Consider the following 26,449-nt stretch of genomic DNA (forward strand, 5'->3'; position numbering starts at 1 on the left):
GCAAAGGAAAAGTGGAACTGCAGGCGCAGAACGATGCGATGGAGTTGACGGCCCTGAAGGACATCCAGATCGCCAGCGTGGACGGCAAGCTGGTGTTGTCGAGCACAAAAGAAGTCTGGATAGGCGCCGGTGGCTCCTACATCCGCATTACAGCTTCAGGCATTGAGAACGTGACGCTGGGGGAGATTTATGAGCGTTGTGCCTATTGGGACAAGGTGGCGCCGGCTGCACAGCAGATATCCAGTGTGGTGCCGCATAGCCTGCCCAGAACCCCCCTGATGTTGCGTACTGTCAGTTCACCGATATCGCGCTCCCATTTGCCCAGCGGCATGCCGTTCAAGTTGCTGGCAGACGGCGTGAAAATACAAGAGGGGATCATGGACAACATCGGCCAAATGGCACTGGAACATCGTGTTGGAACGAAGAAGTATGAATTGGAATTGGCGAACCTGCTCACGTTCAGGATTCCAGTGCCTGAACAGTACAGCGACGACCGCAACGGCGAGCTTGCAAACCACGGCATTCATTATCACGAGCCTCAGCTCAATAGCGGAGAGGAGAGCGAGGATCGCTCAAAGAACCGTCAGGTCTATAGCCGCCTGGTACGACTTGGCAATCAGGGGCAGGGCCGGAATCAGGAGTCACCATGAGTCAATTGCGCCCCATCATCAGCCCGCTGGCGCTATTCTGCACCAGACAGGTCACGGTCAGTCTGCCCTGGTTCGTGCAGGCTACCGAATACAATCCCGCGCTGGCCACCTTCAAGCCGCTGGTCAATGGCGAAGAGACCTTTGGCGCCGTCTACGACGCCATCGCCGCAGCCCGCAAATCTGTCGACATTCTTTGCTGGGGATTCCAGCCCTCGATGTATTTCAAGCGCGGGCCCGGAAACAAAAGCTTGTCCATCGGCGAACTGCTGGTGCGCAAGGGCGCAGAGGGCGTCAAGGTGCGCCTGCTGTGCTGGGCCGACGATCTGCCGCTGGCCGCCTGGAGCGAGAACATGGCCCCGGGTGACAATCTCGCGACTGTGATTAAACCTCATATGCCGGACGCTCTGTTTTCGAGCGGAAGTCCAGTGCAGCGTGACTACCAGACCACAGCGCAACTCGAATTTGATCGGCAGTGGTATGCCATCGCGAATCTGAATAATGCCAGGTCGGACCTGCAAGGAAAAATCGCTCGCCAGCAGGCCCAGGTCAGGTCGTTATGGTCAGAGCAATCGACCGCAGGATTCAGGAATATAGAAATGGCGACGCGTGGCTTCGATCTTCTTGACCGCTATGAAATTGCCTATCGCACCCGGCTGTATGGCAAGGATATACAGCGCAGCAGCGGCGACAAGAATCAGCAAAGTCTGATCATGGCGCTTGAACCCACACATCATCAGAAAACGGTACTGATCGATTACGAGATGCCTGAGCATTCGCTCGGCTTCGTGATGGGGCATAACATGCTTGATGCGTATTGGGACAAGGATAGCCACAGCGCGGTGCGCATGCATCCGCGCGTGGGTCGCAATGGTCTGACGCCCCGGCAAGACATATCAAGCCGGGTCAGCGGTCCGGTGCTTGCGGGGCTGAATCACAACTTCTGTCAGGCGTGGGACAAGGCCACCGGGCAGAATCTGGAAAAGCAAAGAGAGCCGATACGCAAGCAGATCGAATTGCGCGATAAATTCGATACCCGGACCATGGCGCAGTTGCTGCGCACCCAATCGCAGATCGACATCGGCGAAATGGTCAAGAAAGGCCGCTGGCACGAAGCCAAGCAGGACATAGAAGCCATGTACATGCAGGCGCTCAACAATGCGACCAAATACATCTACATCGAAAACCAGTATTTCCGCTTTCCCCCGCTGGTTGAAAAAATCAAGGCGGCGGTTCAACGTCAGGTGCTATGCGGTCGCGATCCCGGCAAGCACGGCCCGATACATCTTTTCGTCGTGACCAATGACAATGATGAAGGCATGGGGCCGGGCACGGTCAACACTTATCGCATGCTCAATGCCCTGGGGCGCGCCAATTTCATTCCTGCCGTTGCAGAACTGGAAAGAAAAGATGAGAAAAAGGCAGAGCTGGAAAAGCAATACGAGGCCGCCGTCATTGAGGAGCGGCAAGCGCAGCAGGAGATCGTCAATGCCTATCGGCTGACGGATAACATACGCGTGGCGGAACTCAAGCCCGAGATGAAGGCCGCGAAAGAAAAACAGGCGCGTGCCAAGGCGAAGCAAGTCGAACTGCGCAAGCAGATGGAGGAGCCGGTAGGCGCCATCCTGCCGCAGGAAATTCCAGGTCTGAAAGTGCATATCTGCAGCCTGGTGGCGCCCGACTCACCGCCCGATAAGTGGCAATACGTCTACATCCACAGCAAGCTGATGATCATCGACGACGTTTTCATGACCCTGGGCTCCGCCAATATCAACACGCGAAGCATGATGGTCGACAGCGAAATGAACATCTGTCATGAAAACGCAGCGATCAGTCATCCGCTGCGAACCAGACTTTGGAATTTGCATACGAATGGGTTGGGGGCGCAGGATGATGTAGCGGAGGCATTTCGTAAGTGGGAGCATGTTGCTACACGTAACACGGAGCTTCGGGAAGAAAGAAATAGCCAACCGTATGCTTCGCTTGTTCAGTTTAGGTATGAGTCTGCCAATCGAAGTAGATCGGACTAAACGATGATGAAAATAGCTATCTCACTTCTAATTTTCCTTTCAATTTCCAGTTGTCAAAAGAAAGAAAATCCTGTGGCTAATTTACCTGATCCTAATCTTGTACGGGCCAACCTCGCGTTCACCTGTATTCATCAAGCCGACAGTCTTCCATCTTTGGACGCTGAGGCAGATCAGCTTTTCAAGTACGCCATATATCTTGAAAAAAAAGAAGGCTCTAAAGACTTTGACGATATTGCCCGTTACTACCGAATTGCCGCTGCTCACGACCATTACAAAGCGAATGGAAATTTGCAGAAATTGATTTCACAAGGTAACGCTCTATCACTTGATGCACCTAAAGAAACGCTGGCATTGGCAGCGCGATTGGTTGATCAAGGTATTCCAGGCGGCTATTACGACATTGGGCACTATCTGGAATTAGGTTATGGACTAAAGCAAGACAAAGAAATGGCGCTACGTTATTTTCGTAAAGCCGCCGATTTGGGAAGTCCAGACGCGCAATATTATGTTGCAGAGCTCCTTCGCCCGGCAGATAGAGATCCAGAAACTGCACAAAAAATGAGAGCTTGTGCTGCAAATCAAAGTTTTGGAAAAGCGGCAAGCAAGCTGGGAATTTACCTTAGCATTAAGAGGCAGTATCCAGAGGCCGTTGCAATTTTTCAACTGGGGGTTAAAGGTGGGGACGTATTGTCTGCATTGGTGTTGGAGGAAGGTTTTAAAGGGCCGCTACCAGCGGATGAACTCAATTATCTCGGCCTTGGTGTCGATTTAGAGCGCTCCTCTCGCTACAAATTGATTCGAGAGTTCGCTGTTGTTAACGACGGCCGCAACCCCAAAGTCCCCGACATTGACCAAATCGTCCCGCTTCCACCGGCCAAGTTGCCGCCATGGGACGGCACCTTCCAATGGCAGAAGGTGCAGGATGCCGCTGTACCTCCGGAGAAACCATCCGATGAGTTGATCAATCGGCTGAGCCGGGAAAAAAATCTGGATCCGGCAACAGGGCTGCCGCTTCCCGGCACGCCTGGGAATGCGCATAGCCAGAAACTTGGTTCGAACAAGGACATGGTCGTGCACAGTGGCGAGCCATGTCCTGAAACCGGCGTCTGGTGTTCGCAGCGCCATCCTGAAAAAGAAAAAAACATCCGCCACCATTTTTTTGAAGGGCAAATCATGCCCTCGGTTGCGATATCGCATCCGCGCAGTCCAAGGTGGTTGCAGCATGTATTGGGTGAACGACGTGAGGTTGTGCAAGTGACTTGGAAGAGGGAGGCGGATGATGAGAGGGACGCCTAAGCCGATGCGACGGAACTTTTCCGGTTCTGAATTCGCATGATCAAGACGCTGTTCAATGTCTTATTTGTATGCGGGTTATTCGCTTGTACGCGCGAGGAAAGAGCGCAACCTGAATTGCCTCCAATCGATGCGGTAAAGGCTAATCTTGAATTTACATGTACGCATCAGGTGAATAGCTTTCCCGTCTTGAATTCTGATGCCGATCAATTGTTCAGCTACGCACGTTATCTTGAAAAAAGAGGCCATCATGAAGATGGGGATGACATTGCTCGCTATTACCGTATCGCAGTAGCGCATGGTCACTACAAAGCGAATGGAAACTTGCAGAGATTGATCTCGGAGGGAAGCGCAAGATCACCCTATGCTCAAAACGAGGTTACTGCTCTGGCTTCTCAGCTGATAGGCCAAGGAATTCCTGGGGGCTATTACGATATTGGTCACTATCTGGAACACGGCTATGGTTTCAAGCGCGATCGGGAAATGGCTCTACGCTATTTTCGTAAGGCCGCAGACCTAGGGAGTCCGGAGGCTCAGTTTTATATAGCGGAGATATTGGCTCCAGCTGATATCGCTCCCGATGTCGCTAAACAGATGCGGCAGTGTGCAATGGATCAAGGGCATCTTGCAGCGGCAAACACCTTAGGTATTAATTTGACAAATGACAGCCACTACACCCTGGCAGTGGAAGCTTTTCAAACTGGTGTTAAGAATGGAGATCCACAATCTGCTTTTTTTTTGCAAAATGGCTTTAATGGTCCGCTTTCAAGTGAAAGACTCTTTTACCTTGCCCTTGCAAAAGACTCGGAACGCTCTTGGCGTTACAAGCTTATAGGAGAGTTCCTTGATCGGAACGACGGCCGCAACCCCAAAGTCCCCGACATCGACCAAATCGTCCCGCTTCCACCGGCCAAGTTGCCGCCATGGGACGGCACCTTCCAATGGCAGAAAGAACAGGATGCTGCCGTGCCTCCGGAGAAACCATCCGATGAGTTGATCAATCGGCTGAGCAAGGAAAAAAATCTGGATCCGGCAACGGGCTTGCTGCGTAAGCTTCCCCATTGAGATAAATGTGACCAGGAGATCAGATCTTGCAGTGATGCGCCTTCCTTGTGAGAATCCTGTGAACAGACGAGGCATCTGCCATTTTCTGCGCACGCAAAAAAACAAAATTAAGCCTGCCTCGCAATAAATCGAGTGGACTGAAATGTCATCAGCGCGGCGATCTTTAAGACGAAATCAAAATGGTTTTGGCGTTTCCTCGGTTCATGACGGAAAGTAATGCAATTCGCATGAAGAGGCGCGTCGCTTCCTAGAGGGGCGTAGTAAAACGTATTTCCTCTGTGAAGAACACCAGCCTGGTTTTTTCTAAATCTCCTTTGCGAACCACATTTTCTTTTTCGACGCTCTGGATTGCGGGGCGCCGATAGGCATCCAAGTGAATCCAGAATCCTGCTCATGGAAATATTCCCTTTGCTCTTCCCCGGGCATGCGCTTTTTCATGCAGGCATGATCTAAGCCGGCAAGGTCCTGTAAAAAATGAATACGATGAACGACGACATCCTGCGTTACTACGAAGCCGAGATGCGCTATCTGCGCGAAGCCGGAAAAGAGTTTGCCGAAGCGCATCCGGATCGGGCGCGGCTGTTGAACATGGACCGGGTGGGGGAGCGCGATCCCTACGTCGAACGCCTGTTCGAGGGTTTTGCATTTCTGACCGGGCGCCTGCGGCAGAAACTGGACGATGAATTGCCGGAGTTGACCGAGGGCCTCGTCAGCCTGCTGTGGCCGCATTACCTGCGCATGATTCCCTCTTTGTCGATCCTGGCGCTGCAACCCGACATGGCCTCACTGCAAAAGATGGAGGAGCTGCCGGGCGGGATCGAGGTGCGTTCCGATGCAATCGGACCGGACAACACACGCTGCATTTACCGTACCACGCAGCCTGTGCAATTGCTGCCGCTGGCGCTGGCCGAGGCCGGCGCCATCACGCGTCATGATGGCCGTTCGGCGATTCGTCTGCGTTTCGACATCGCACCGCAGGCGCGCCGCGAGTCATTGCCCGCAGTCAGTCTGAGACTGTATCTGAATGCCGACCGGCCGGTGGCATCTGCTTTGCATCTGGCGTTGACGCGGCAGGTCAGCATGATAGAGATGCGGATTCCGGGCGTACACGATGGCGCGCTGCAGCCTTTGCCGCAGGCGTGTTTCACTGCCGCCGGCTTCGGCGCTACGGAGCGTTTGTGGCCCAAGGCTGATAATGCATTCGGCGGTTATCAGTTGCTGCTTGAATATTTCAGTTTTCCGGAGAAATTCTTCTTCGTTGAACTGGCGGGACTGGATCTCAGCGTCGTGCCCGAGCACAGCAGCACTATCGAAATCGAAGCGGTGTTGAGCCAGACTTACCCGGCTGATCTGCGCTTCTCCGCCGAAAACCTGCGCTTGTTCTGCACGCCGGTGATCAATCTGTTCAAGCTCGATGCCGAGCCGATTCGTGTCAACCACCACGAGACCGAATATCGGGTGCTGCCGGTCTTGCATCACGGCCGGCATGTGGAGGCCTATTCGGTGGATTCGGTCAATGCCCTGGATCACGCCAGCGGCGAGCGCTATGACTATGTGCCGTTCGCCAGCTTCCGTCATCGCGGCGGGATGTTGCGGCATGAAGCGCCGGAGCGTTTCTTTCATACGCGCGTGCGACAGGGCACGCAGGGGCTGTTCGATACCTGGGTGATTCTCGGTGGGCATGCCTGGAACAATCTGGACGCGTTGCCCGAGGAGACGCTCTCCCTTCAGGTCACCGGCACCAACGGCATGCTGCCGCGCAAGGGCTTGCGCGAAGCCGGTATCAATGAGTTGAGCGGCAGCGCGCCCCATGTCATTGCGGTGAATAATCTGGCAGCACCCACCTTGCCCTTGTATCCACCGACCGGCGATCGCTTTCAGTGGCGCGTGCTGTCGCATCTGGCGCCGAATTTTCTTTCGCTGATGGATGCCGAGGTACTGCGCGGTACGCTGGCGCTCTATGACTGGACCGATGGCGAACTGAACCGGCGCCGACTTAACGGTATCCGGCAGGTAGCGCACAAGACGCTGCGCCAGGTGCGGGCCGGCGCACTAGAGCGCGGTGTAGAGATCGAAGTCACGCTGGACAGTCATGCGTTTTCAGGTGAAGGCGACATGATGTTGTTCGGCGAGTTGCTGCAGCGTTTCTTTGCCCTGTATGCCGACATGAATCTGTTCACGCAGCTGGTGCTGATCAGTCTGCCGTCTGGACAGCGCATCTGCTGGCCGGCCAGCAAAAGTCAGGCGGCGCCGTTATGAACGATCGCCTGCATCCGCAGGCCTCCGCCGATTCTCACGCTGGAAGGGAGGTCGGCGAGCGCTTAAATAGCAGCAGCCCGCTGGTCCCTGCCGCGATACTGTCGCCATTCCTGCGCACCCTGTTTCATCAGGCGCCGCGCATGAACTTCTTTCAGCTCTGTCATCTTCTGGAGTCACAGGCACCGCACCGGCCCCTGCTGGGGGAGGGCGATACGCCCGAATTTGATGTGGTGCGTTTCCGTCCGTTTCCCCTGCCGGGTTTTCCCGGCAGCGAAGTGATCAAAGTCGAGCTGGAGCGTGAGCGGCCTCATGCACCGCCTTCCATACTGACCAGCTTTCTGGGGCTATACGGCGTCAACGCCAGAATGCCGCACTACTTCACCGACGACATCGTGTTGCGGCGCGAAGGCAGCGAAGCTGTTGCGGCTTTTCTGGATATGTTTAACCACCGCATCGCCACGCTGTTCTATCGGAGCTGGCGCAAGTATCGCTATCCGCTGGGCTTCCGCCCCGGCGGAGAGGACAGTATGTCGGGCTATCTGCTGTGCCTTGCCGGTTTCGGCATCGGCAATGCTCATCGCAAGCAGGGTATACCGTCGGCGCGTCTGCTTGCTTTGCTGGGACTGCTGATGCAACGCACGCGTACGGCCGAAGGGCTGGTCGGCGTTATCCGGCAAATGTTGCCCGGGGCGCTGGTCGTGGTTGCCGAGTTCCAGCCTGTGTGGATTCGCCTGTCGATACAGCAGGGCCTGGGCAGCCGTCCGAAAGACGGCCTTGCTCCGCAGGGCCTGGGCGACGGTCATGTGCTGGGACGCGGTCTCTGGGACAGAACGCAGACCGTCCGTCTGAGCATACAGCCCGCCGATGCGGTTCAGGTCAATGCACTATTGCCCGGCGCAAGTCTGCATGCCGACATGATGAATCTGATGCGCGTCTACCTGGGCTACAAGGTCGATGTCGAGCTGAAACTGCGCTTGCCGGTCAGGCTGGCGCCGGTGCTGGCATTGAGAGGGGGACGGACCGAAGCAGAGGCAAAGGGCGAGGATGCCGCAGCCAGGCCGCGTCTGGGCTGGACCAGCCTGCTCAAACCGGTCGCCGAGCGCGTCGTCACCATCTCGCTGGGCGGCTATCGCGGCCTGCCGGTATAGGCCATCAGGTTTCAGTATTCAAAGGATAGTCATGCATTTCAAGTTCATCGCGGCGGTCTGCGCCGCGTCATTGCTCTCGGGCTGCGGCGCCTGGCAAGCGGTCTCCGACACCACCGTCAGCGTGGCGAGGTCGGTATTCACGAAACAGGTCAAGGTGCTCAATATCGACTTCAAGGCACGTGAGCAGCTCAATCCTGACGACAATCAGAAATCGCTCTCGGTGGTGGTGCGTGTGTACCAGCTCAAGGATCACAAAACTTTTGACAGCGCGAGCTATCGGGATTTGCTGAGGAACGACAAAAGCATTCTGGCAGGCGATCTGCTCGATTCGCGTGGTCTGATGCTACTGCCGGGGACTACGGCCAGCTTGTCGCAGCCGATGCAGGAGGGTACGCGCTTCATTGGCGTCGCCGTGTTTTTCCGCAAGACCGCGCTGGACACGCACTGGCGTCGCGTGCTTCCCAAAAAGATGCTGTCCGCCGATGAGCCGCTCAGACTTGAACTGCTCGACAGCGAATTGATCGTCGCCGGCGATCCATTGAGCGAGCGTCCTGCACGCTGAGGCAGCCAGGGGGCGATGCTGCTTCGAGCTCGTTCTGCACTAATCCAGAAATTGTCCGATACTGGCGCACTGCGCTCGCCTGTTCTTGACAGGTGACCGTAGTCCCAGTAACGAGGTGCGATTTGTCGCGGCGGGTGAACAGGTTTCCGCCGCGTGCGCACCCATCGGAATCGGAGCATCAGCATGAGTCAAACAATTTCCTCTTCCGCCGCATCGTCCGAAAAAGCCCCATCCTCGGGCTCGACAAAGGACTATCTGCTGGCGGAGCAAATCTGGTCTGCGCTAGGCGCGCCGGCTGCTGCGCTGTCATCACTGAAATTTACAAACGCAGGTGAGTTGCCTTCTTATTTTGCCGTCAGCGACCTGGCCGCCGCCTCGGTCGGCGGCGCTGGACTGGCCATGGCTGAATTGATCGCGGCCGGCGGGGCGGCGATGCCAGAGGTCGCGATCGACCGGCGTCTGGCATCGTTCTGGTTTTCGTCCTCATTACGACCGCAAGGCTGGAAGGCTCCGGCGCTGTGGGATGCGGTGGCCGGCGATTACCCGACGTCGGACGGCTGGATAAGATTGCATACCAATGCGCAGCATCACCGGGTAGCGGCGCTCAAGGTCTTGCATGCAGCATCCGACCGGCAGTCGGTTGCCGACGCTGTGATCAAATGGCGCAAGGACGAGCTGGAAGCCGCCATTGTCGATGCCAAGGGTTGTGCCGCCGCCATGCGCACGCAAGAGCAGTGGGCGCAGCATCCGCAGGGGCGTGCCATCGCAGCGGAGCCGCTGGTGCACTTGAGCCGCTTTGACGGGGCGGCGCCATTGGTGCTGAAGTCGCCGCAACGGCCGCTGCAGGGGATCCGTGTGCTGGATCTGACCCGCGTGCTGGCGGGGCCGACTGCGACGCGCTTTCTGGCTGCCTTCGGCGCGGATGTCTTGCGGATCGACCCCAGCAGCTGGGATGAGCCCGGAGTAGTGCCTGAAATGACGCTGGGCAAACGCTGCTCCCATCTGGACCTGAGAAGCGCAGACGGCCGCGCCCGTCTGGAGCAGCTTTTGAGCCAGGCGGATGTATTGATTCATGGCTATCGCCCGCATGCGCTGGAATTGCTGGGACTGGGCGCCGATCGCCGGCGTGCAATTAACCCGGGTCTGGTGGATGTCTCGCTCGATGCTTACGGCTGGAGCGGCCCTTGGCAGGGGCGGCGCGGTTTCGACAGCCTGGTGCAAATGAGCTCGGGCATTGCCGACACCGGCATGCGTCTGGCAGGCAGCGATCGTCCCAAGCCCTTGCCGGTACAGGCGCTGGATCACGCCACCGGTTATCTGATGGCGGCTGCGGCGATACGCGGGCTGAGGCTGCGGCTGCGCGAAGGCGCGGGCACTCTGGCGCGTCTGTCACTGGCGCGTACGGCCTCGCTGCTGACCGCGCTGGGCAGCCGCAGCGAGGAGGGCGCGGCATTCGCGCCCGAAACGCCGTCAGACCTCAATCCTGCGCCTGAAGCCACCGCATGGGGGCCGGCACAGCGACTTCAGGGACCCGCTTGCATCGCGGGTGTCGCCATGCAGTGGGATCGTCCGGCAAGCAAGCTGGGTTCCGCCGGGGCGGATTGGTGAGAGTCGCTGATCAATAGGTCTGCGCCATCAAGCGGCGATGCGAGCAGCCATGTGAGCGAGGACGGTTCTCCAGGCGAAATGAGGCGTCCTGCAGCAGACCTGCAGGCGACTGGCTACAATGATCCGCCGAATCCAACCTCGCAATTGCAGGAGTCCGTATGAAGTCAGGCAAGAAATTATTAGGTGAATACAAGGGCTTGCTGGCCTTTGTCGCGCTGATGGTGGTGTTTCGCAGCGCGATTGCCGATTACAACGTGGTGCCCAGCGGGTCGATGATGCCGACCGTGCTGATCGGCGACCGTATCCTGGTCAACAAGATGGCCTATGACCTGCGTGTGCCGCTCACGCACATCAGCCTGCTGCGTATCAGCCAGCCTCAGCGCGGCGACATCGTCACGGTGGATTCGAAGGAGGCCAAGGAGCTGCTGCTCAAGCGCGTGATCGGTCTGCCGGGCGACGTAGTGGAACTGCGCGACAATGTGCTGTATATCAACGGCAAGCCGGCGTCTTATACCAATGCCAAGGTCGCGCCGCTGGAAGGCGACGTGGCGGCGCAAGCCGATTATCTGTCCGAACGAATCGGCCACGAATCGCACCTGGTACGTTTGTCGGAGGCTGCGCCAAGCTTGCGCAGCAGTTACGGGCCGGTGGTGGTGCCGCCGGATCAGTATCTGATGCTGGGCGACAATCGCGACAACAGCGCAGACTCGCGCTACTACGGCTTTTTCCATCGCGACGAGCTGATGGGACGTACGCGCCGCATCGCGTTTTCGCTGGATTCCGAGCGAGGTTACATGCCGCGCTTTGATCGCATCGGGCATCTGCTCGACACCTCTGTGCAATAGCGCGCGTCTTCACAATCTGCAGCTGAATACTGCAGATTGTTGTCAACAAAGCATTTTCATGGGTTTAAATGCTGCGAAATCCTTGAAACCTGTAAAGAATTGCTCCGAAAGTGCTCAAGTTATCCGGATTCGGTCCGTTATATCAGGCTGAATGCCTGTATTGCGCATCTTGGAGCACGATCATTTCTCTCACTTTCACATCCGACCCCGCTACTGGACGCCGCCGCAACGCGGTGAGTCACGACGCAATTCTCGACGCCACCTACTTCATGCTTGAAGAGATCGGTTTCGACAAGCTGTCGCTGGAAGGCGTGGCGGCACGGGCCGGTGTGGGCAAAGCCACCATCTATCGCTGGTGGCCGAACAAGAGCGCGCTGGCGATGGAAGCCTTGCTGCGCGCGGCCGAGCCGATGGGCAGTTTCCCCGACAGCGGCTCGGCGCGGCAGGATATCGAACTGCATATTTCCACGCTGTCGCGGCTGTTGCGCGGCAAGGCCGGTCGCGTGGTGCGCGAGATGATCGCGCTGGCCCAGTTCGATGAAGAGACCATGCGCATCTTCAACGACAACTACCTAGGCCCGCGTCGTTCGGCGGTGGTTCAGGCTTTGCGGCGCGGCGTACGCCAGGGCGAGTTCAAGCCCGATCTCAATGTTGAACTGGTATTCGACCTGCTGTATGCCCCCCTTATTCAGCGTCTGCTTACCCGTCAGATCGACATCGACGAACTTCAGGTCAGCTCCCAGCTTGATCTGGTGCTGAGCGGCATCGCCATCGCCCAAACATCCTCCCAGTAAGAACTCTTCACCACATCGCTGGCGATGCAGAGCGTCTTGGCATAGACGCTTTACTGGCACGCGCACGTAAATTTTCAGGCTAACAAGAGTAAATTTTATTGAGTTAGGGAATTTTTACACCTAGAATCCGAGACGAAACGTATCGTATTGGAGGTTTCCATTGCGAAAGACGCCCGTCAGATGCCGGATTTCTGGGAAAAATCGGTCTGCCGCCAGCGTAGGGAACAACGATATGCAAATGCCTGGGGGGCAAAATGCAAAGTGTGCAGATCAATGAGGGCTGTCGTCAGCACCGTAGCGATCCGGAACGGGAGGCGGTGCAGGCGATATGTCAGCGCGTCAGTCTGATCAAAAACTGGTTTTTCTGGTTTTTCCTGCTGATCCCGGTGATGGCCGGCGTCATGTGGCTGCAATTGGCATCAATGCCCAATCCGCAACGCTACCTTTATCTCGACCGCATTTGCGAATGCTATGTGCCTAGCAGTCGCAGCTGGATCAGCGAAGTCGTCTGGAACCAGCTGATCTGGTTGCCCGCCAACACCATCCTGTTTCTGATCTGGTGCGCCCTGGGTGTGCGGGTATGGAATTGTCGTCAGCGTGGCCGTCGCCATGCCGGCAAATGAATGCCGGGCCGCATTCTGCAAATATGTTTCCCATACGTTCTGAATAGCGGGCGATCAGGTCAGCCCGGTCGTGCTACCGGTTGCGTCGTCAGCTCCATCCCACCTCCTGCTAGCCATCGATATGCGCCACCAGCGGCAAATGATCTGACGCGATCCGCGCCAGCGGCGTCGCATGCGCCCTGACATGCTGCAAGCGGTGGCGCGGGCTGATCCAGATTCTATCGAGCGAAAACACCGGCCAGCGCGAGGGAAAGGTGCGCGGCGCCGGCGCTGCTTCAAAATGCGACACCAGCCAGCGCAGCGGCCGGCCCCAGACAAACCACTCATTCACATCCCCCAGCAGAATCACCGGCGCCAGATCGGTATCGAAGGCTTGCAGCAGACGCCTGATCTGATCGCGCCGCTCAGCCGGGCGCAAGCCCAGATGCACCGCAATCACGCGCAGCGGATGGCCGTGGCAATCGATGTCGGCATCCAGCGCGCCGCGCGGTTCGCGACTGCCGAAAGAGATATCGATGCTCTGGCTTTGCAGTATCGGATAGCGGCTCAGCACTGCATTACCGTAGCGGCGTCTGGCCGAATCTTCAGTCGGTCCTTCAACCGCATGAAATCCGGTTTCCTGCTGTAGCAGCTCCAGGACGTTGGGCCTGCCGTTGCCGCCCAGCGGCACTTCCTGCAGGGCGATCACATCGGCATTGATCTCGCGCAGCACAGTGCCGATGCGCTTGGGGTCGAAGCGGCCGTCGGTGCCGACCGCGCTGTGAATGTTGTAGGTGGCGACGGTCAGCGGCCAGGGATTGAGGTCGGGAGTGGGCGGCATGCCCGCGACATCTTCGATGTGCACCGCATCTTCGATCTCGGTGAGGTGAGCCGACTCCAGCATCTCCGACATAGGCATCACGCCTCTGCCGCATTACGCGGCTTGAACAAGCGTTGCAGGCCGAACGCCGCCAGCATCAGCAATAGCGTAACGCCGGCCAGCACGGCGACGGTTTCCATGCTCGGGTGACGAATCGCCTCCGCCAGATTGTGTGAAAAAATGACCGTCAGCAAAATGCCCGGCACCATGCCGATCAGGGTGCCGATCAGATAATCGCGCAAGCTCAGATGCGAGGCGCCGGCCACCACGTTGACGATGGTGAACGGTGCAATCGGTAGCAGGCGCACGACCGCCGTGGCGGCAATGCCGCGCTGTGCCATTCTCTTGCTCAGCTTGTTGATGCGTTTGCCCAGCATCTGGGTGAGCGCATCATGGCCCATCCACTGGCCGATCAGAAAACCCAGCAGCGCGCTCAGCGTAACGCCCACGATGGCGTAGCAAGCCCCGGCGAGCGGCCCGAATACCACGCCCGCCACGGCGATCAGCAAGGTCACCGGCACCATCAGGGTGCCGGCCACCACGAAGGCGGCAATCACGATCACGGGGGTAAACGGCAGCTTATCCAGGCTGCGCGCCAATGTGATCAAGGAGCTCAGATTGACCCAGTCCTTGAGCGGCGTGAAACGCCAGGCCAGCGTCAGCAGCACCAGCGCCACGGCAAACAGGCCAAGTCCTATCATGCGGCGCGGCACCGGTTTGCGGGCGTGATGCGGTATGTATTGCGCCACCACCTGATCGGCATCCACCGGCCGCTCAGGATCGAATACTGCATTGTCCTGGGTCAGCGCATCCAGTTCGGGAATGACTTGTGGGTCGAGTTCGCGCAGGGTGCGGCCATCCTTGTGCAAAGCGGCGGCGGACGCGTGCAGGCTGCCCGTCTGTTGCAGGCTTTGCGCCAACTGTTCTACCGTCACATCGAGGTGTTCGGCCAGCAGCAGATTACGCATGCCGGTTATGGCATGGCGAATCTCGGCTTGTTTGGCCTCGTCGCCCTGAATTTCAATAATCAGATTGCATTCGGTATCGAAGGCCATGGAGCGATTGCTCATGTTGGCCGATCCCACGCAAAACAATTCGTCATCCATCGCGAACACTTTGCTGTGTACGTTCAGACAACCGTTCTCAAGGCCGGGCAGGTGCGGGCAGTACATACGATAGCGGCGCGTCGAAGCATCCGCGCTTCCGTTTGTGTCGGATAAGCTTGATCCTGCGCCCGACTGTTCCCGCGTATTGACCGTATCCGCAGCTTTCAGCCGTTGATGGATGCGCGCGCGCAAAGCGCCCATGGTGGCCTGTTCCAGCCAGCCGCTCTGGGTATGCGGCGAGATCATCATCACCTCGGGCGCATCCGGCTCCGCCAGGCGCGTCCCCAGGGCATCACACAGCACATTGGAGGTGAAGTACTGGTTTTCGAAGAACAGAAACCGGCGTGCGCGGCTGATGGCGTCCAGGTACAGCTGGCGGATTTCAAAGACGCCTGCGCTACCGTCAAACGCAGGTTCAGTGCGCGCGATGCCGATGTGAAAATCTGTGAGATCGGGGGCGAAGCCGTCCGGCCAGATATCCGGCTGCTGCCCGGCTGTCGCAAGCACGATGGCTGCGGTATCAGTTGCGGGGAGATTCTGCGTTGATACGTCCTGCGCCACATTGGACTGCGACGATTGCGCGGCACGCTGCCAGCGCGTGCGCGCCAGTTCACCCAGGGCCCTGGCCGCATCGCCGTCCACCATCGCGTGCACATCGTGGAAGGGCGCATAAGGCTTGCCGTCGGGATCGATGCGCAGCGGATTGTCGCAGGCATGGTCCGAGGTATCCCAGCGGCAGCGTGTAAGGTCAAGTCCGCCGACAAAGGCAATGCGGTCATCCACCACGACGATCTTTTGATGATGCGAAGCGCCCACCGGATGCTGACCGTCGGCCCGAAAAATCAGACGATTTTGCTTGCGCCAGCCCAGCCCCAGTTTGTAGGCCGGCATCCATTCGCGCTCCAGAGCGTAGAGCATGGCGAAGTCCCAGTTCAGGACATGCACTGTCAATTGCGGACGCGCCTCCACCAGCGCGAACAGGAATTCGCCCAGTTGTCCGGGCAGACCATCATCGGCGCCGCCCGGCACCAACTGGGTGCGGCTATCGATGTCCCAGCCCAGGATATAGACGCTCTCGCGCGCCTCGCGCATGGCCGCGCGTACCGCGCTGAAATACGCATCGGCATCGACCAGCAGCTTGAAACGGTCGGCATGTTCGACGCGCCAGCAATTGCTGCCGGCGCGTGAGAGCGGGAGGCGGGGTGAAGATTCCGTTTGCATGATGGCAGTGGTCTGAACTTGGACGATATGATTTTTTTTGGAATGTCTGGTTTCGGCAGTACGCGGGACAGGCATTGATACCTGTCGCCGCAGACAAGCCACTTCACTTACATGCCAGCTAGCGGCATGACAGCATCAGGCTCTGCTGCCTTATGGTTTGCCTATCGCGATCTGCGGCTCCTCAGGATGCTGCTCGCCCTTGCGCGGAATGCCGCTGCTGTCTTCATGCTTGGCCGGCTTGCTGCGATCCAGTTGGCCTTCGGTGGAATCGATATAGCCTTCATCTTCCTGATCGATCTTGCCGGACGGAGGCACAGGCTGCTTGGTGTTGAGTTCGGACATGATGAGCTCCTGGTCGGATTGTGAAATCTTGCGCTGCTTGATGAGAAAGACAACTGCATAAATGCAACTGACTGGACGCCGATGCCGCAGAGATCGCCGAGATTGCCGACCGCGACCTCACTCGCTCATGCATGGCTGTGCTGATTGGTATGAGCTCGGGCCGGCCTCTCGCAGTGAGGCTGACTGCATCAAATCAAGCGGATCGGATCAGGAACCGTTACGGCTCTTGTCCGGCTGTTTGATATGGGTGTTGCCCTTGTCGATATGCGGTGTCTGCGTGGCGTGCTGTTCACTCTCGGCAGCCATCGATTCCTGCCGCTGTTCAGCTTCGGCGGCGAATGGATTGCCCGGAGGATTCGGGGTATGGGTGCTCTTTTGTGGGGCGTCGTGTTGGTCTGACATGGCAATCTCCTTGTCGATGAAGCAACTGGACAATGCGCGACTGCACATCGACTGAAACAAGATCCTGTTTCAGCTCTGTCACCTTAAGCTGCTGCGGAGAAAACCGGCATCGGACAGCGTCGCATGCTCTTGTAGGAAGAGTCTGGTGCGGCGCTGTAAGGCAAATCGAAAAGATGTTTTGACGGCAACGTTCAGTCTTGGGCGCTTACGTCCTCGGTTGCGTTGAGGGGGGCGTTTGCATCACGCCGGTGGCCCGCAAAAAATGCCAGCATCAGCTTGCTCGCGTCCGGGCCGGCAGAATTGAAGGGCAGGCGACTGTCGCCGCCGCTCCAGGCGTGGCCCAGGCGATCAATGGTGATGGCGCGCAGCATGGTTTTTTTACCGGCGACGAAGTCCTGCGTGTCCATCCGGTTCTTGTTCGGCTGCGCCTTGGAGATACGTCCGAACAAGCGCACGTCGGGCGGTCGCGGTTGCAGCTCGCTGTGCCGATTGAGCAAACGCATCTGGTTCAGTAATTGCATCTGATTGATCTGACGCACGATGTCATCGTCGCGGCCGCTGATCAGCAAGGCCGGCATGGGCGGGAAGTCTGGCCTGGCCAGGGCGATGCGCTGAATCGCGCGCACGCTGCCCAGTGCCCCGTGCTGCATCACGCGATATGCGCCGATCACGCTGCGGCAGCCGCCGAATACCGGGCCTGAATGCAGACCAATCGCGGCGATCAGATCGGGGCGCAGCAAGGCCACGATCTGCGCCATGCCGGCGCCGGCTGAGATGCCGGCGGCGTAGATGCGGCTGCGATCAATCGGATAGGTCTGCAGGATTTTTTCAAGCGCGGCGATGACCGCGGCGGCGTCGCCGTCACCGCGCTGGCTGGCGGCGTCAAACCAGCGCCAGCAGCGGTGAGCGTTGATGCGCTGCGATTGCTGCGGATACAGCACCGCCCAGCCTTTTTGCTCCGCCAGCGCATTCATGCGGGTGCCGTCGGCAAATTCCTGCGCATCCTGCGCACAGCCATGCAACATGAGAACCAGTGGCACCCGCTGTGCCGAGCGGCTGCCGGCCTTGCCGGCCTTGCCGGCACTCGAAGGCCAATACAGGCGATAGCTTATCCGGCGCCGGGTCGTATCCTTGCTCACGGTATAGGCGCTGAGCCACTGGCCGGGCAAGGGCCTTGGTTTTTTGCTTGCTGCAGTGCCGCTCGACGCCGCCCCGGCTTTGGGGCGCACAGCGGGCGCCGACGCCGGCGACGGCTTTGCTGCATCAGTTTTCTTTTTGGCCGAAGTGGTTTTGGCGGGCTTGGACAAGATGCTGCGCAGCAGCTTTCCTGTCTGTCGCCGCTGGATCTTGCCTGCTTGCCTCAGACCCTTGAGCCACAGACGATTGAGATGTTTCAGCATGAAGTTCCTGTATGGGAGGCAAAGGCAAGACCATGAACCCGGCGCGCCGGTTTGGCTGCAGTAATTCGTGGATATTCGGCACTTTCCTCGGTGCCCTATGCCGCGCAAATGCACTTCAGTATGCGCCGTGGATCAGTAACTTGCGCTGCATTGCATCATTTTCCTGCTGGCAGGGCTCCCATCGACGTCGTATCCGGTGTTACCGTATAGCCGTCACCGTCTTTGCACAGGAGAATCAGATGGATCTGGTCCTACGTCACGCCACGCTGCCGGATGGTCGCCGCGATATGGATATCGCCATCGAACACGGGCGCATCGCCGCGCTCGGGCCGCAACTGCAGCTGCGCGGCGCCAGCGAAATCGACGTCGCAGGCGATCTGGTGTCGCCGCCTTTCGTTGATGCCCACTTTCACATGGACGCCACGCTCAGCTACGGTCTGCCGCGCGTCAACGCCTCAGGCACACTGCTGGAAGGCATCGCCTTGTGGGGCGAGCTGAAACCCGATCTCACGCAGCAGGCGCTGGTCGAGCGCGCGCTGCAATATTGCGACTGGGCGGTCGGGCGTGGCTTGCTGGCGATCCGCTCGCACGTCGACATCTGCGACGACAGACTGCTGGCGGTGGAGGCGCTGCTGCATGTCAGGCGCCAGGTCGCACCGTATCTCGATCTGCAACTGGTCGCGTTTCCGCAAGACGGTCTGCTGCGCAGCGCCAGCGCTTTTGCCAATCTGAAGCGCGCGATTGCGATGGGGGTGGACGTGGTCGGCGGTATTCCGCATTTCGAGCGCACCATGGACGACGGCGCCGAGTCGGTGCGGCTGCTATGCGAATTCGCGGCGCAGCAGGGGCTGCGCGTCGACATGCATTGCGATGAATCCGACGATCCGCTCTCGCGCCATATTGAGACGCTGGCCTACCACGCGCACCGGCTCGGCATGCAGGGCCGGGTCACGGGTTCGCATCTGACCTCCATGCATTCGATGGACAATTATTACGTCAGCAAACTGCTGCCGCTGATCCGCGAGGCCGGCGTTGCCGCGATCGCCAATCCGCTGATCAACATCACGCTGCAAGGCCGCCACGACACCTATCCCAAACGGCGCGGCATGACCCGCGTGCCGGAAATGATGGCGGCCGGCATCGACGTCGCCTTCGGCCACGATTGTGCGATGGACCCATGGTATAGCCTGGGTTCGGGCGACATGCTGGAGGTCGCGCACATGGGCCTGCATGTGGCGCAGATGACCGGGCAGGACGCCATGCTGGCCTGTTTTCGCGCGGTGACGGAAACTCCGGCGCGCATCCTCGGGCTGGAGGACTATGGACTGGAGCCCGGTTGTCATGCCGATCTGGTGGTGCTGGACGCGGGCAGCACGATCGAGGCGATCCGCCTGCGGGCAGCGCGGCGCTTCGTGATACGGCGCGGCAAAGTGGTGAGCAGGGCACCGGCGGCACAGGTACAACTGGACTTGCCGGGGCGTCCGGCGCAGGTGGATTTCCGGCTGGGACGCTGAATTCGGACCTAGCAATCCATTGGTTCATGCTGCAATAGCACATTTGATGCGCATCAAGCGGCTCTGAAAAATCAGCGTAAAAAGCAGTGCGGGAGTCTGGCACAGCGCGCCAAATCTGCTATCTTTAAACCGGCATTCGCCCAAAACACAAGGAGACACGCATGGATTTGGTTGAAAAGTTCGACGCCAAAGGCAAAACCGGAGCCCCTTACCACGTTGAGGTTTATCTGACGCCGATTGAAGAAGCCGATGCAACGGCGCCGGAGGGCCTCAAGACCTACAAACTCACCGACGGACGTGCGCTCGATCCGCTCTCGGACGCCAAGTTCAAGATCGTCCAGACCGGAGAGAAAATCTATCGCGTCTGAGCCCCAGGCAACCAGGCGCTTACCTGAACGCATCCGGCAGGCCAGCCGCAAAGTTCAGCCAGCTGAGCCAGCCAGCTGATCCGGCCCGGTGTCATTTTGCAGTGCAGCGCTAAATGACACCGGGCTTTTTGTTTTCGGTCGATCTGCGCTTTGCTGATTGTGCGTGCCTTATCGGCACCGCCAGCGTGTAACATGGCGGCTCTTCAAATCCCAAGGCGCATGCCGCCTTCGCATCAATGACCAAGCGCTTCCCCACGGTGTACATGGCCGGCCCCGATGTGTTTCAGCCGGACTATGCCGACTACAAACTCCGGCTCAAGCAATACTGCGAACAACTGGGCCTGACTGCCTTGTGCCCGGGCGATGACGTGGTCGAAGGCGATTCCAGGGAAGCAATTTCCCAAGGCATTTTCGAACTCAACATGGCACTGATCCGCGAGGCCGATTACATCGCCGCCAACGTCGCCAACTTCCGCGGCTGTGAGCCTGATTCCGGCACCGTGTTCGAAATCGGCTACGCCGTCGGCCTCGGCAAAAAAGTATGGTGCTACAACACTCCGGCCATCGATCTGCTGGCGCAGGTGCCGCAAGCCAGGCCGGGATTCGATCAGGACGGCATGCTGATCGAGGACTTCGGCCTGCCGCGCAATCTGATGATCGCGCATGCCTGTACGCTGGTGCGCGGACCGGTGCAGGCCTGTCTGGAAATGATTGCGCACAGTCATCAGCAAACCTAGGCCGGCCTTGCTCAACACAGAAAGCGGCGCGGATATGTTATGTTGGCAGCGTTTTTCATTCTGCCTGCACGCCCAATAAGCCAGTCCACAGGCCAGCTCAATCCCATGTCCAGCCGCGCCACGCGACCCTCCGGAGCCACACTCTGGTCGCTCATCGAAACCTCTCTGCAAGACGATATCCTCAAAGGCAAACTGCGCGGCCGCCTGCCGAACGAGCAGGCGCTGGCCGAGCGCTTCCAGGTCAATCGCCATACCGTGCGGCAGGCGGTGCAATCCCTGCAGAATCGCGGACTGGTGCGCGTCGAACACGGTCGCGGCACCTTCGTGCGCGACGAAATGATCGATTACCGGCTTGGACGCAGCAGCCGCTTTTCGCACAGTCTGGCGGCCCAGCATTTGCTGAGCGACGTCGATCTGCGATCGTGGGAAGAGCTACCCGCCGGCGCTGACGTCGCGCAATTGCTGGAAATAGAACCCGGCGCGCCGGTCCTCAAGGTCGAACTGCTCGATCTGGCCGATGAGCATGTGGTCAGCGTCTGCACCCAGTATTTTCCCTTGCCGCGTTTCGCGGGCTTCATCGATCTGTATCGCGAAAGCCGCAGCACCGCCGAGGCCTTTGCACGGCTCGGCATCCTGCGTTTCGCACGCAAGATGAGCCGCATCTCGGCGCGTCTGCCGCGCGCCGAAGTCGCGCGCGATCTGCAGCAGGCCAAGAGTCTGCCCGTGCTGTATGTGGAAAGCGTGTATGCCGATGACGAGGGCGTGCCGATTGAATACGGCATCACGCGCTTCGCCGGCGACAGCGTGCAGGTGGTGGTCGAGCCCGAGGCCTAGCAAGGCTGAGCTGAGCTCCGATGCGCACCTGCACCCGGCTCGGGCGGCTTTCCCAACTCCGAGTATTTCCCTCATGAATCGTTTCCGGTAGCGACATTCGCCAGGACATCTAGATGTCATTGGGGTGTCATATTGGGGCATTATTCTGCGTGTCATTGACCACCTGAAACGGGCTTTGACATGAAAAAAACACTTTCCCGCATCACCGCCGCCGTGCTCACGCTGTTCGGTGCGCATGCCTATGCCGACACTACCCTGACGGTCTACACCGCGCTGGAAGCCGATCAGATCAAGCCCTACCAGCAGAAATTCGAAGAAGAAAATCCCGGCATCAAGATCAAGTGGGTACGCGATTCGACCGGCATCATCACCGCCCGTCTGCTGGCGGAAAAGAGCAATCCGCAAGCCGATGTGGTGATGGGCGTGGCAGCCTCGTCGCTGCTGGTGCTGAACAAGGAAGGCATGCTGCAGCACTACACGCCCAAGGATGTCGCCAAGCTGAACAAGGCTTATGTCGATGACAAGAATCCACCGGCCTGGGTCGGCATGGATGTGTGGGCTTCGACCATCTGCTTCAACACCGCCGAGGCTGCCAAGCTGGGCCTGAAGAAGCCAGAATCCTGGCAAGACCTGCTCAAGCCGGAATACAAGGGCAAGATCGTGATGCCGAACCCGGCTTCCAGCGGCACCGGTTATTTCGACGTCACCGCCTGGCTCAAGCTGTTCGGTGAAAAGGGCGGCTGGGCTTACATGGACAAGTTGCACGACAACATTGCGCAATACACCCATTCCGGTTCCAAGCCATGCAAGCAAGCAGCCGCCGGCGAATTCCCGATCGGCATCGCGTTTGAATACCGCGCCGCCAAGCTCAAGGAAAGCGGCGCGCCGATCGACCTGGTGTTTCCGAAAGAAGGCCTGGGCTGGGATGTGGAAGCCACCGGCGTCATGAAGGGCAGCAAGAACATGGAAGCCGCCAAGCGTCTGGCCGACTGGTCCGCATCGCGTTCAGCCAACGAACTGTACGAAAAGAACTTCGCTGTGGTGGCGTTGCCGGGTGTGGTCAAACCGAATCCTTTCATTCCGGCCAACTACGAGCAACTGCTGATCAAGCAGGATCTGCGCTGGTCCGCTGAAAATCGCGACGCCATTCTGGCGGAATGGACCAAGCGTTACGACGGCAAGTCGGAACCGAAGCCGAAGCCATAAGCACCCGCAACAAGCAATCGACATCAGCAACAAAGCAGCGGGGGCGACGCAAGTCGTCCTCGCGGAGCCTATGCAATGAATACTTCTCTTCATGAAACCAAGGTCATGCCGGCTGCGTCATTTACAGCAGTTGCGTCAGTGGCAGCGCTGGAGCGGCTCTACACCGAACGCGGCCAATCGCTGTATGGCGGTGAAGCCGTCAGTCAGTTGCAACATGCGCTGCAATCTGCGCATGCGGCCGAGCAAGGCGGTGCGGCGCCGGCGCTGATCGTGGCGGCGCTGTTGCACGATGTCGGGCATCTGCTGGCGCAGCAGGGCGAGCAGGATATTGCGAATGGCGTCGACGATCATCACGAAGCCATCGGCGTCACCGCCCTCAAGCATCTGTTCGGGCCCGAGGTGCTGCAGCCGATGGCGCTGCACGTGACCGCCAAGCGTTATCTGTGCGCGCGCGAACCGGGCTATCTGCAGCAGTTGTCGCCGACGTCGCTGCAATCCTTGCAACTGCAGGGCGGCGTCATGAGCGCTGCGGAGGCCGATCGTTTCGAGCAGCGCGCCTATTTCGCCGAGGCGATCCTGCTGCGACGCTGCGATGAGCTGGCCAAGGAGCCCGAGGCGCAGACGCCGGGGCTGGCGCACTTCCTTTCCATCGCAAGCACACTGGCAAAGAACCCGGCATGAAAAACGATTTCGCCTTTCTCAAATCCATGCCGGCCGACGTCTTTGGCCGTGGCGCGGGCAGCGGCCGTCATGCTGCGCCGGCGGGCGCCGCCATGTCTTCCTACCTCAGCATTCGCGGCCTGGAAAAAAGCTTCGCCGCGCGCACCGTATTGCAACATCTGGATCTGGATATCGCCAAGGGCGAGTTCGTTTGCCTGCTCGGCCCTTCCGGTTGCGGCAAGACCACCTTGCTGCGCCAGATCGCCGGACTGGACCTGACCGACGCCGGCAGCATCACCATGCAGGGGCGCGACATCACGCGCCTGCCGCCGGCCCAGCGCGACTACGGCATCGTGTTCCAGTCGTATGCGCTGTTTCCCAATCTGAGCGCCGCAGACAACATCGCCTACGGCCTGCGCGGGCCGCGCAAGCAGCGTCAGGCGCGGGTCGCCGAACTGCTGGCGCTGGTCGGGCTGGAGCATCTGCAAGGCCACTATCCGGCGCAATTGTCGGGCGGCCAGCAACAACGCGTGGCGCTGGCGCGCGCACTGGCGACTGCGCCCGGCCTGTTGCTGCTGGATGAGCCGCTGTCGGCGCTCGACGCTCGCGTGCGCGAGCATCTGCGACTGGAAATCAAATCGCTGCAGCAAAAACTTCATGTCACCACCATCATGGTCACCCACGATCAGGAAGAAGCCTTGTTGATGGCCGATAGGGTGGTGGTGATGAATGGCGGCCGCATCGAACAGATCGGCGCGCCGCTGGAGGTCTATCGCGACCCGGCCAGCCGTTTCGTGGCCGGCTTTGTGGGGCAGGGCAACTGGCTGGATGCCACCGCCGACGGCAAAGGCGGGTTGCGTATCGGCATGCAAGAGATGGCGATGCCGGTCTGGCCCGGCCATGCCGAACAGCCGCAACTGCAGGACGGACAGCCGCTCAAGCTGTTTCTGCGGCCGGAAGAAGTAAGCCTGCATGGCGGCGATGCGGCCTTGCCGGGGCAGGTCATGGCCAGCGTCGACAAGCTGGAGCTGCTGGGCCCGATCTATCGCATCGGGCTCACGGTGGCGGCCTGGAACCATCAACAACTGCGCGCCGACGTCACGCATGAGCAACTGGCCGCGCTCGGCTTGCCGGGGCGCGCCAGCCTGCCTCTGTCGCTGACCGCTGCGCGCCTGAAGGCCTACCCCGCGAGCGCCGCCAAACAGGCGGAGCACTCTGCGGCAGGAGCCCAGGCATGATCTTGAGTTTGCACTGGCCCTGGAAGCCCAGCAGCCTGGCGGCGCCGGGCGAACACTCGGCCGGCGCCCTGGCCTGGCTGTTGCTGCTGTTAATGCTCGTCTTCATGGCGCTGCCGCTGGTGGCGATCCTCGGGCAAGCCTTCGGCGGTTCGGCGCTGATCAGCACCTTGCAGCAACCAGGGCTGGGACTGTTGATAGGCAACAGCGTCGCCGTCTCGCTGGCGACTACGTTCCTGGTGCTGCCGCTGGCCTATCTGTATGCGATGGCGATTACGCGTACCACCATGCCGTGCAAGCCGCTGTTTCAGGGTATTGCACTGATCCCGCTGCTGGCGCCTTCGCTGCTGCCGGGGATTTCGCTGGTCTACCTGTTCGGTAATCAGGGCGTGCTCAACAGCTGGTTTCCAAATGGCGGAATCTACGGTTTTGCCGGGATTCTGATCGGCGAAGCCTTCTACACCTTTCCGCACGCGGTGATGATTCTGCTGACTGCGCTGGCGGCCGGCGATGCGCGTTTGTACGAAGCAGCGACGGCGCTTGGCGCCGGTCGTCTGCGTCAGTTCTTTACAGTCACCTTGCCGGCCACACGCTACGGTCTGGTATCGGCCGGGCTGGTGGTGTTTACCCTGACGATTACCGACTTCGGTGTGCCGAAAGTAATAGGCGGCCGTTTTCCGGTGCTGGCGGTGGAGGCCTACAAGCAGGTCATCGGCCAGCAGAATTTTGCACGCGGCGCGGTGATCGGCCTGATGCTGTTGCTGCCGGCGGTGCTGTCGTTTGCCGTGGATCGCTGGCTGCGCCAGCGGCAGGCGGCGCTGGCGACCGCCAAGGCGCAACCGCTGCGGCCGCTGGCCAGCCCGTTGGCGCGCGCGCTGGCCTTGCTGTGCTGCGTGCTGGTCGGCGTATGGCTGCTGGCGATGCTGCTGACGGCGGTGGCGGCCGGCTTCATGAAAATGTGGCCCTACAAGCTGACGCTGACCTTTGCGCATTTCAACTTCGATGATGTGGATGGCGGCGGCTGGGGCGCTTTCTTCAACAGCCTGAAGCTGGCGGGCGGCACCGCCTTGCTGGGCTGCTTGCTGGTGTTTCTCGGCGCCTGGTGCAGTGAAAAACTGCGCGTGGCCGGCACCGCGCGCCGCGCGCTGCATGCCCTGGCGATGTTGCCGATGGCAGTGCCCGGGCTGGTGCTGGGCTTGGGCTACATCTTCTTTTTCAACGCCGCCGGCAATCCGCTGCACGGCATGTACGGCAGCATGGCGCTGTTGGTGTGCTGTTCCATCGCGCACTTCTACACCACCGCCCATCTCACGGCGACCACGGCCCTGAAACAGCTGGATGCCGATTTCGAAGCAGTGGCGGCCTCGCTCAAGGTCTCGGTGTGGCTGACCTTGTGGCGGGTGAGTCTGCCCAGCTGCCTGCCGGCCTTGCTGCAGATTGCGCGCTATTTCTTCGTCTCCGCCATGACTACGGTCTCGGCCGTGATCTTTCTCTACACGCCGGACACCATGCTGGCTTCGGTGGCGGTGCTGAACATGGACGATGCCGGCGACACCGCGGCCGCAGCCGCCATGGCGACGCTGATCGTGGCCTGCTCGGCGCTGGTATGTCTGCTGCTGGCACTGGCTTCGAATGGCCTGATGCGGCGCAGCCAGCGCTGGCGTAACGGAGCACGCTGAGCCATCTCTGAG

At 59.5% G+C, this 26,449-nt stretch carries 23 protein-coding genes and 1 pseudogene; 19 read left to right on the plus strand and 5 right to left on the minus strand.

Translation table 11 applies throughout. The features are described 5' to 3' along the window. The 11 genes and pseudogenes from PQR62_RS23140 to PQR62_RS23190 all read left to right on the plus strand — a co-directional run. On the plus strand, nucleotides 1-650 hold a 650-nt coding region (locus PQR62_RS23140; protein WP_408160428.1), incomplete at its 5' end, for a DUF2345 domain-containing protein. After that, complete coding sequence (locus tag PQR62_RS23145; protein ID WP_408160429.1) at nucleotides 647-2,677, plus strand: phospholipase D-like domain-containing protein; 2,031 nt, start codon at nucleotides 647-649, stop codon at nucleotides 2,675-2,677. The genes PQR62_RS23140 and PQR62_RS23145, both read left to right, overlap by 4 nt. A 3-nt stretch (nucleotides 2,678-2,680) precedes the next feature. Further along, entirely contained in the window at nucleotides 2,681-3,973 is a 1,293-nt protein-coding gene (locus PQR62_RS23150; RefSeq protein WP_408160430.1) for an SEL1-like repeat protein, read from the plus strand. A 36-nt stretch (nucleotides 3,974-4,009) separates the two neighbouring features. Then, a pseudogene (locus PQR62_RS23155) lies at nucleotides 4,010-5,014 on the plus strand (SEL1-like repeat protein); the annotation flags it as partial. Nucleotides 5,015-5,518: 504 nt separating this feature from the next. Further along, entirely contained in the window at nucleotides 5,519-7,294 is a 1,776-nt protein-coding gene (tssF, locus tag PQR62_RS23160; protein ID WP_408160432.1) for a type VI secretion system baseplate subunit TssF, read from the plus strand. 140 nt (nucleotides 7,295-7,434) lie between these two features. After that, nucleotides 7,435-8,442 carry a type VI secretion system baseplate subunit TssG gene (gene tssG, locus PQR62_RS23165; protein ID WP_408160433.1) on the plus strand — a complete coding sequence of 336 codons (1,008 nt, stop codon included), beginning with the start codon at nucleotides 7,435-7,437 and terminating at the stop codon, nucleotides 8,440-8,442. A gap of 31 nt (nucleotides 8,443-8,473) precedes the next feature. Further along, nucleotides 8,474-9,004 carry a type VI secretion system lipoprotein TssJ gene (gene tssJ, locus PQR62_RS23170; protein ID WP_408160434.1) on the plus strand — a complete coding sequence of 177 codons (531 nt, stop codon included), beginning with the start codon at nucleotides 8,474-8,476 and terminating at the stop codon, nucleotides 9,002-9,004. 195 nt (nucleotides 9,005-9,199) lie between these two features. Next, on the plus strand, nucleotides 9,200-10,612 hold the full coding sequence (locus PQR62_RS23175) for a CoA transferase (protein WP_408160536.1): 1,413 nt from the start codon (nucleotides 9,200-9,202) through the stop codon (nucleotides 10,610-10,612). Nucleotides 10,613-10,770: 158 nt separating this feature from the next. Next, on the plus strand, nucleotides 10,771-11,457 hold the full coding sequence (gene lepB / locus PQR62_RS23180) for a signal peptidase I (protein ID WP_408160435.1): 687 nt from the start codon (nucleotides 10,771-10,773) through the stop codon (nucleotides 11,455-11,457). 233 nt (nucleotides 11,458-11,690) lie between these two features. Then, nucleotides 11,691-12,251, plus strand: a complete 561-nt coding sequence (locus PQR62_RS23185; RefSeq protein WP_408160436.1) for a TetR/AcrR family transcriptional regulator — start codon at nucleotides 11,691-11,693, stop codon at nucleotides 12,249-12,251. A 254-nt stretch (nucleotides 12,252-12,505) separates the two neighbouring features. Further along, nucleotides 12,506-12,874 carry a hypothetical protein gene (locus tag PQR62_RS23190; RefSeq protein WP_408160437.1) on the plus strand — a complete coding sequence of 123 codons (369 nt, stop codon included), beginning with the start codon at nucleotides 12,506-12,508 and terminating at the stop codon, nucleotides 12,872-12,874. A gap of 109 nt (nucleotides 12,875-12,983) precedes the next feature. On the opposite strand, the gene PQR62_RS23195 is transcribed toward PQR62_RS23190, so the two are convergent. The 5 genes from PQR62_RS23195 to PQR62_RS23215 all read right to left on the minus strand — a co-directional run bounded on the left by PQR62_RS23195 (nucleotide 12,984) and on the right by PQR62_RS23215 (nucleotide 18,204). Continuing rightward, on the minus strand, nucleotides 12,984-13,694 hold the full coding sequence (locus PQR62_RS23195) for an endonuclease/exonuclease/phosphatase family protein (protein WP_408160537.1): 711 nt from the start codon (nucleotides 13,692-13,694) through the stop codon (nucleotides 12,984-12,986). 77 nt (nucleotides 13,695-13,771) lie between these two features. Beyond that, nucleotides 13,772-16,060 (minus strand): VTT domain-containing protein, encoded by a 2,289-nt coding sequence (locus tag PQR62_RS23200; protein WP_408160438.1) that lies wholly within the window; start codon nucleotides 16,058-16,060, stop codon nucleotides 13,772-13,774. Nucleotides 16,061-16,210: 150 nt separating this feature from the next. Next, nucleotides 16,211-16,402 (minus strand): hypothetical protein, encoded by a 192-nt coding sequence (locus tag PQR62_RS23205; RefSeq protein WP_408160439.1) that lies wholly within the window; start codon nucleotides 16,400-16,402, stop codon nucleotides 16,211-16,213. 207 nt (nucleotides 16,403-16,609) lie between these two features. Then, nucleotides 16,610-16,804 (minus strand): hypothetical protein, encoded by a 195-nt coding sequence (locus PQR62_RS23210; protein WP_408160440.1) that lies wholly within the window; start codon nucleotides 16,802-16,804, stop codon nucleotides 16,610-16,612. Between the two features lie 191 nt (nucleotides 16,805-16,995). After that, nucleotides 16,996-18,204: an extracellular catalytic domain type 1 short-chain-length polyhydroxyalkanoate depolymerase gene (locus tag PQR62_RS23215; RefSeq protein WP_408160441.1), complete on the minus strand. Its 1,209-nt coding sequence runs from the start codon at nucleotides 18,202-18,204 to the stop codon at nucleotides 16,996-16,998. 239 nt (nucleotides 18,205-18,443) lie between these two features. Between PQR62_RS23215 and PQR62_RS23220 the strand changes: the two genes are divergently transcribed. The 8 genes from PQR62_RS23220 to PQR62_RS23255 all read left to right on the plus strand — a co-directional run bounded on the left by PQR62_RS23220 (nucleotide 18,444) and on the right by PQR62_RS23255 (nucleotide 26,437). Continuing rightward, a complete protein-coding gene (locus PQR62_RS23220; RefSeq protein WP_408160442.1) occupies nucleotides 18,444-19,718 on the plus strand; it encodes an amidohydrolase family protein in 1,275 nt (424 codons plus the stop codon). Between the two features lie 161 nt (nucleotides 19,719-19,879). After that, nucleotides 19,880-20,086 (plus strand): hypothetical protein, encoded by a 207-nt coding sequence (locus PQR62_RS23225; protein WP_408160443.1) that lies wholly within the window; start codon nucleotides 19,880-19,882, stop codon nucleotides 20,084-20,086. Between the two features lie 236 nt (nucleotides 20,087-20,322). Further along, the gene (locus PQR62_RS23230) at nucleotides 20,323-20,823 is read left to right on the plus strand and encodes a nucleoside 2-deoxyribosyltransferase (RefSeq protein WP_408160444.1); all 501 of its coding nucleotides are present in this window, start codon (nucleotides 20,323-20,325) and stop codon (nucleotides 20,821-20,823) included. A 105-nt stretch (nucleotides 20,824-20,928) separates the two neighbouring features. Then, on the plus strand, nucleotides 20,929-21,657 hold the full coding sequence (gene phnF, locus PQR62_RS23235) for a phosphonate metabolism transcriptional regulator PhnF (protein ID WP_408160445.1): 729 nt from the start codon (nucleotides 20,929-20,931) through the stop codon (nucleotides 21,655-21,657). A 180-nt stretch (nucleotides 21,658-21,837) separates the two neighbouring features. Continuing rightward, complete coding sequence (locus PQR62_RS23240; RefSeq protein WP_408160446.1) at nucleotides 21,838-22,863, plus strand: putative 2-aminoethylphosphonate ABC transporter substrate-binding protein; 1,026 nt, start codon at nucleotides 21,838-21,840, stop codon at nucleotides 22,861-22,863. Between the two features lie 75 nt (nucleotides 22,864-22,938). Next, nucleotides 22,939-23,544, plus strand: a complete 606-nt coding sequence (locus PQR62_RS23245; protein ID WP_408160447.1) for a phosphonate degradation HD-domain oxygenase — start codon at nucleotides 22,939-22,941, stop codon at nucleotides 23,542-23,544. 92 nt (nucleotides 23,545-23,636) lie between these two features. Then, entirely contained in the window at nucleotides 23,637-24,761 is a 1,125-nt protein-coding gene (locus PQR62_RS23250) for a putative 2-aminoethylphosphonate ABC transporter ATP-binding protein (protein WP_408160538.1), read from the plus strand. Next, nucleotides 24,758-26,437, plus strand: coding sequence for a putative 2-aminoethylphosphonate ABC transporter permease subunit (locus PQR62_RS23255; protein ID WP_408160448.1), 1,680 nt, complete (start codon nucleotides 24,758-24,760; stop codon nucleotides 26,435-26,437). Before PQR62_RS23250 ends, PQR62_RS23255 begins: the two co-directional genes overlap by 4 nt. The last annotated feature ends 12 nt before the right edge of the window (nucleotides 26,438-26,449 follow it).

This window comes from Herbaspirillum lusitanum (genome assembly GCF_046025995.1).
Taxonomy (GTDB): Bacteria; Pseudomonadota; Gammaproteobacteria; order Burkholderiales; family Burkholderiaceae_D; genus Herbaspirillum; species Herbaspirillum lusitanum_A.

Excerpts from the sequence above, each read along its gene's own strand:
- PQR62_RS23145 (WP_408160429.1), top strand. The coding sequence starts at position 647 with ATGAGTCAATTGCGCCCCATCATCAGCCCGCTGGCGCTATTCTGCACC.
- PQR62_RS23150 (WP_408160430.1), top strand. The coding sequence starts at position 2,681 with ATGATGAAAATAGCTATCTCACTTCTAATTTTCCTTTCAATTTCCAGT.
- tssF (WP_408160432.1), top strand. The coding sequence starts at position 5,519 with ATGAACGACGACATCCTGCGTTACTACGAAGCCGAGATGCGCTATCTG.
- tssG (WP_408160433.1), top strand. The coding sequence starts at position 7,435 with ATGAACTTCTTTCAGCTCTGTCATCTTCTGGAGTCACAGGCACCGCAC.
- tssJ (WP_408160434.1), top strand. The coding sequence starts at position 8,474 with ATGCATTTCAAGTTCATCGCGGCGGTCTGCGCCGCGTCATTGCTCTCG.
- lepB (WP_408160435.1), top strand. The coding sequence starts at position 10,771 with ATGAAGTCAGGCAAGAAATTATTAGGTGAATACAAGGGCTTGCTGGCC.
- PQR62_RS23190 (WP_408160437.1), top strand. The coding sequence starts at position 12,506 with ATGCAAAGTGTGCAGATCAATGAGGGCTGTCGTCAGCACCGTAGCGAT.
- PQR62_RS23195 (WP_408160537.1), bottom strand. The coding sequence starts at position 13,694 with ATGCCGCCCACTCCCGACCTCAATCCCTGGCCGCTGACCGTCGCCACC.
- PQR62_RS23200 (WP_408160438.1), bottom strand. The coding sequence starts at position 16,060 with ATGCAAACGGAATCTTCACCCCGCCTCCCGCTCTCACGCGCCGGCAGC.
- PQR62_RS23205 (WP_408160439.1), bottom strand. The coding sequence starts at position 16,402 with ATGTCCGAACTCAACACCAAGCAGCCTGTGCCTCCGTCCGGCAAGATC.
- PQR62_RS23210 (WP_408160440.1), bottom strand. The coding sequence starts at position 16,804 with ATGTCAGACCAACACGACGCCCCACAAAAGAGCACCCATACCCCGAAT.
- PQR62_RS23215 (WP_408160441.1), bottom strand. The coding sequence starts at position 18,204 with ATGCTGAAACATCTCAATCGTCTGTGGCTCAAGGGTCTGAGGCAAGCA.
- PQR62_RS23220 (WP_408160442.1), top strand. The coding sequence starts at position 18,444 with ATGGATCTGGTCCTACGTCACGCCACGCTGCCGGATGGTCGCCGCGAT.
- PQR62_RS23225 (WP_408160443.1), top strand. The coding sequence starts at position 19,880 with ATGGATTTGGTTGAAAAGTTCGACGCCAAAGGCAAAACCGGAGCCCCT.
- PQR62_RS23230 (WP_408160444.1), top strand. The coding sequence starts at position 20,323 with ATGACCAAGCGCTTCCCCACGGTGTACATGGCCGGCCCCGATGTGTTT.
- phnF (WP_408160445.1), top strand. The coding sequence starts at position 20,929 with ATGTCCAGCCGCGCCACGCGACCCTCCGGAGCCACACTCTGGTCGCTC.
- PQR62_RS23240 (WP_408160446.1), top strand. The coding sequence starts at position 21,838 with ATGAAAAAAACACTTTCCCGCATCACCGCCGCCGTGCTCACGCTGTTC.
- PQR62_RS23245 (WP_408160447.1), top strand. The coding sequence starts at position 22,939 with ATGAATACTTCTCTTCATGAAACCAAGGTCATGCCGGCTGCGTCATTT.
- PQR62_RS23250 (WP_408160538.1), top strand. The coding sequence starts at position 23,637 with ATGTCTTCCTACCTCAGCATTCGCGGCCTGGAAAAAAGCTTCGCCGCG.
- PQR62_RS23255 (WP_408160448.1), top strand. The coding sequence starts at position 24,758 with ATGATCTTGAGTTTGCACTGGCCCTGGAAGCCCAGCAGCCTGGCGGCG.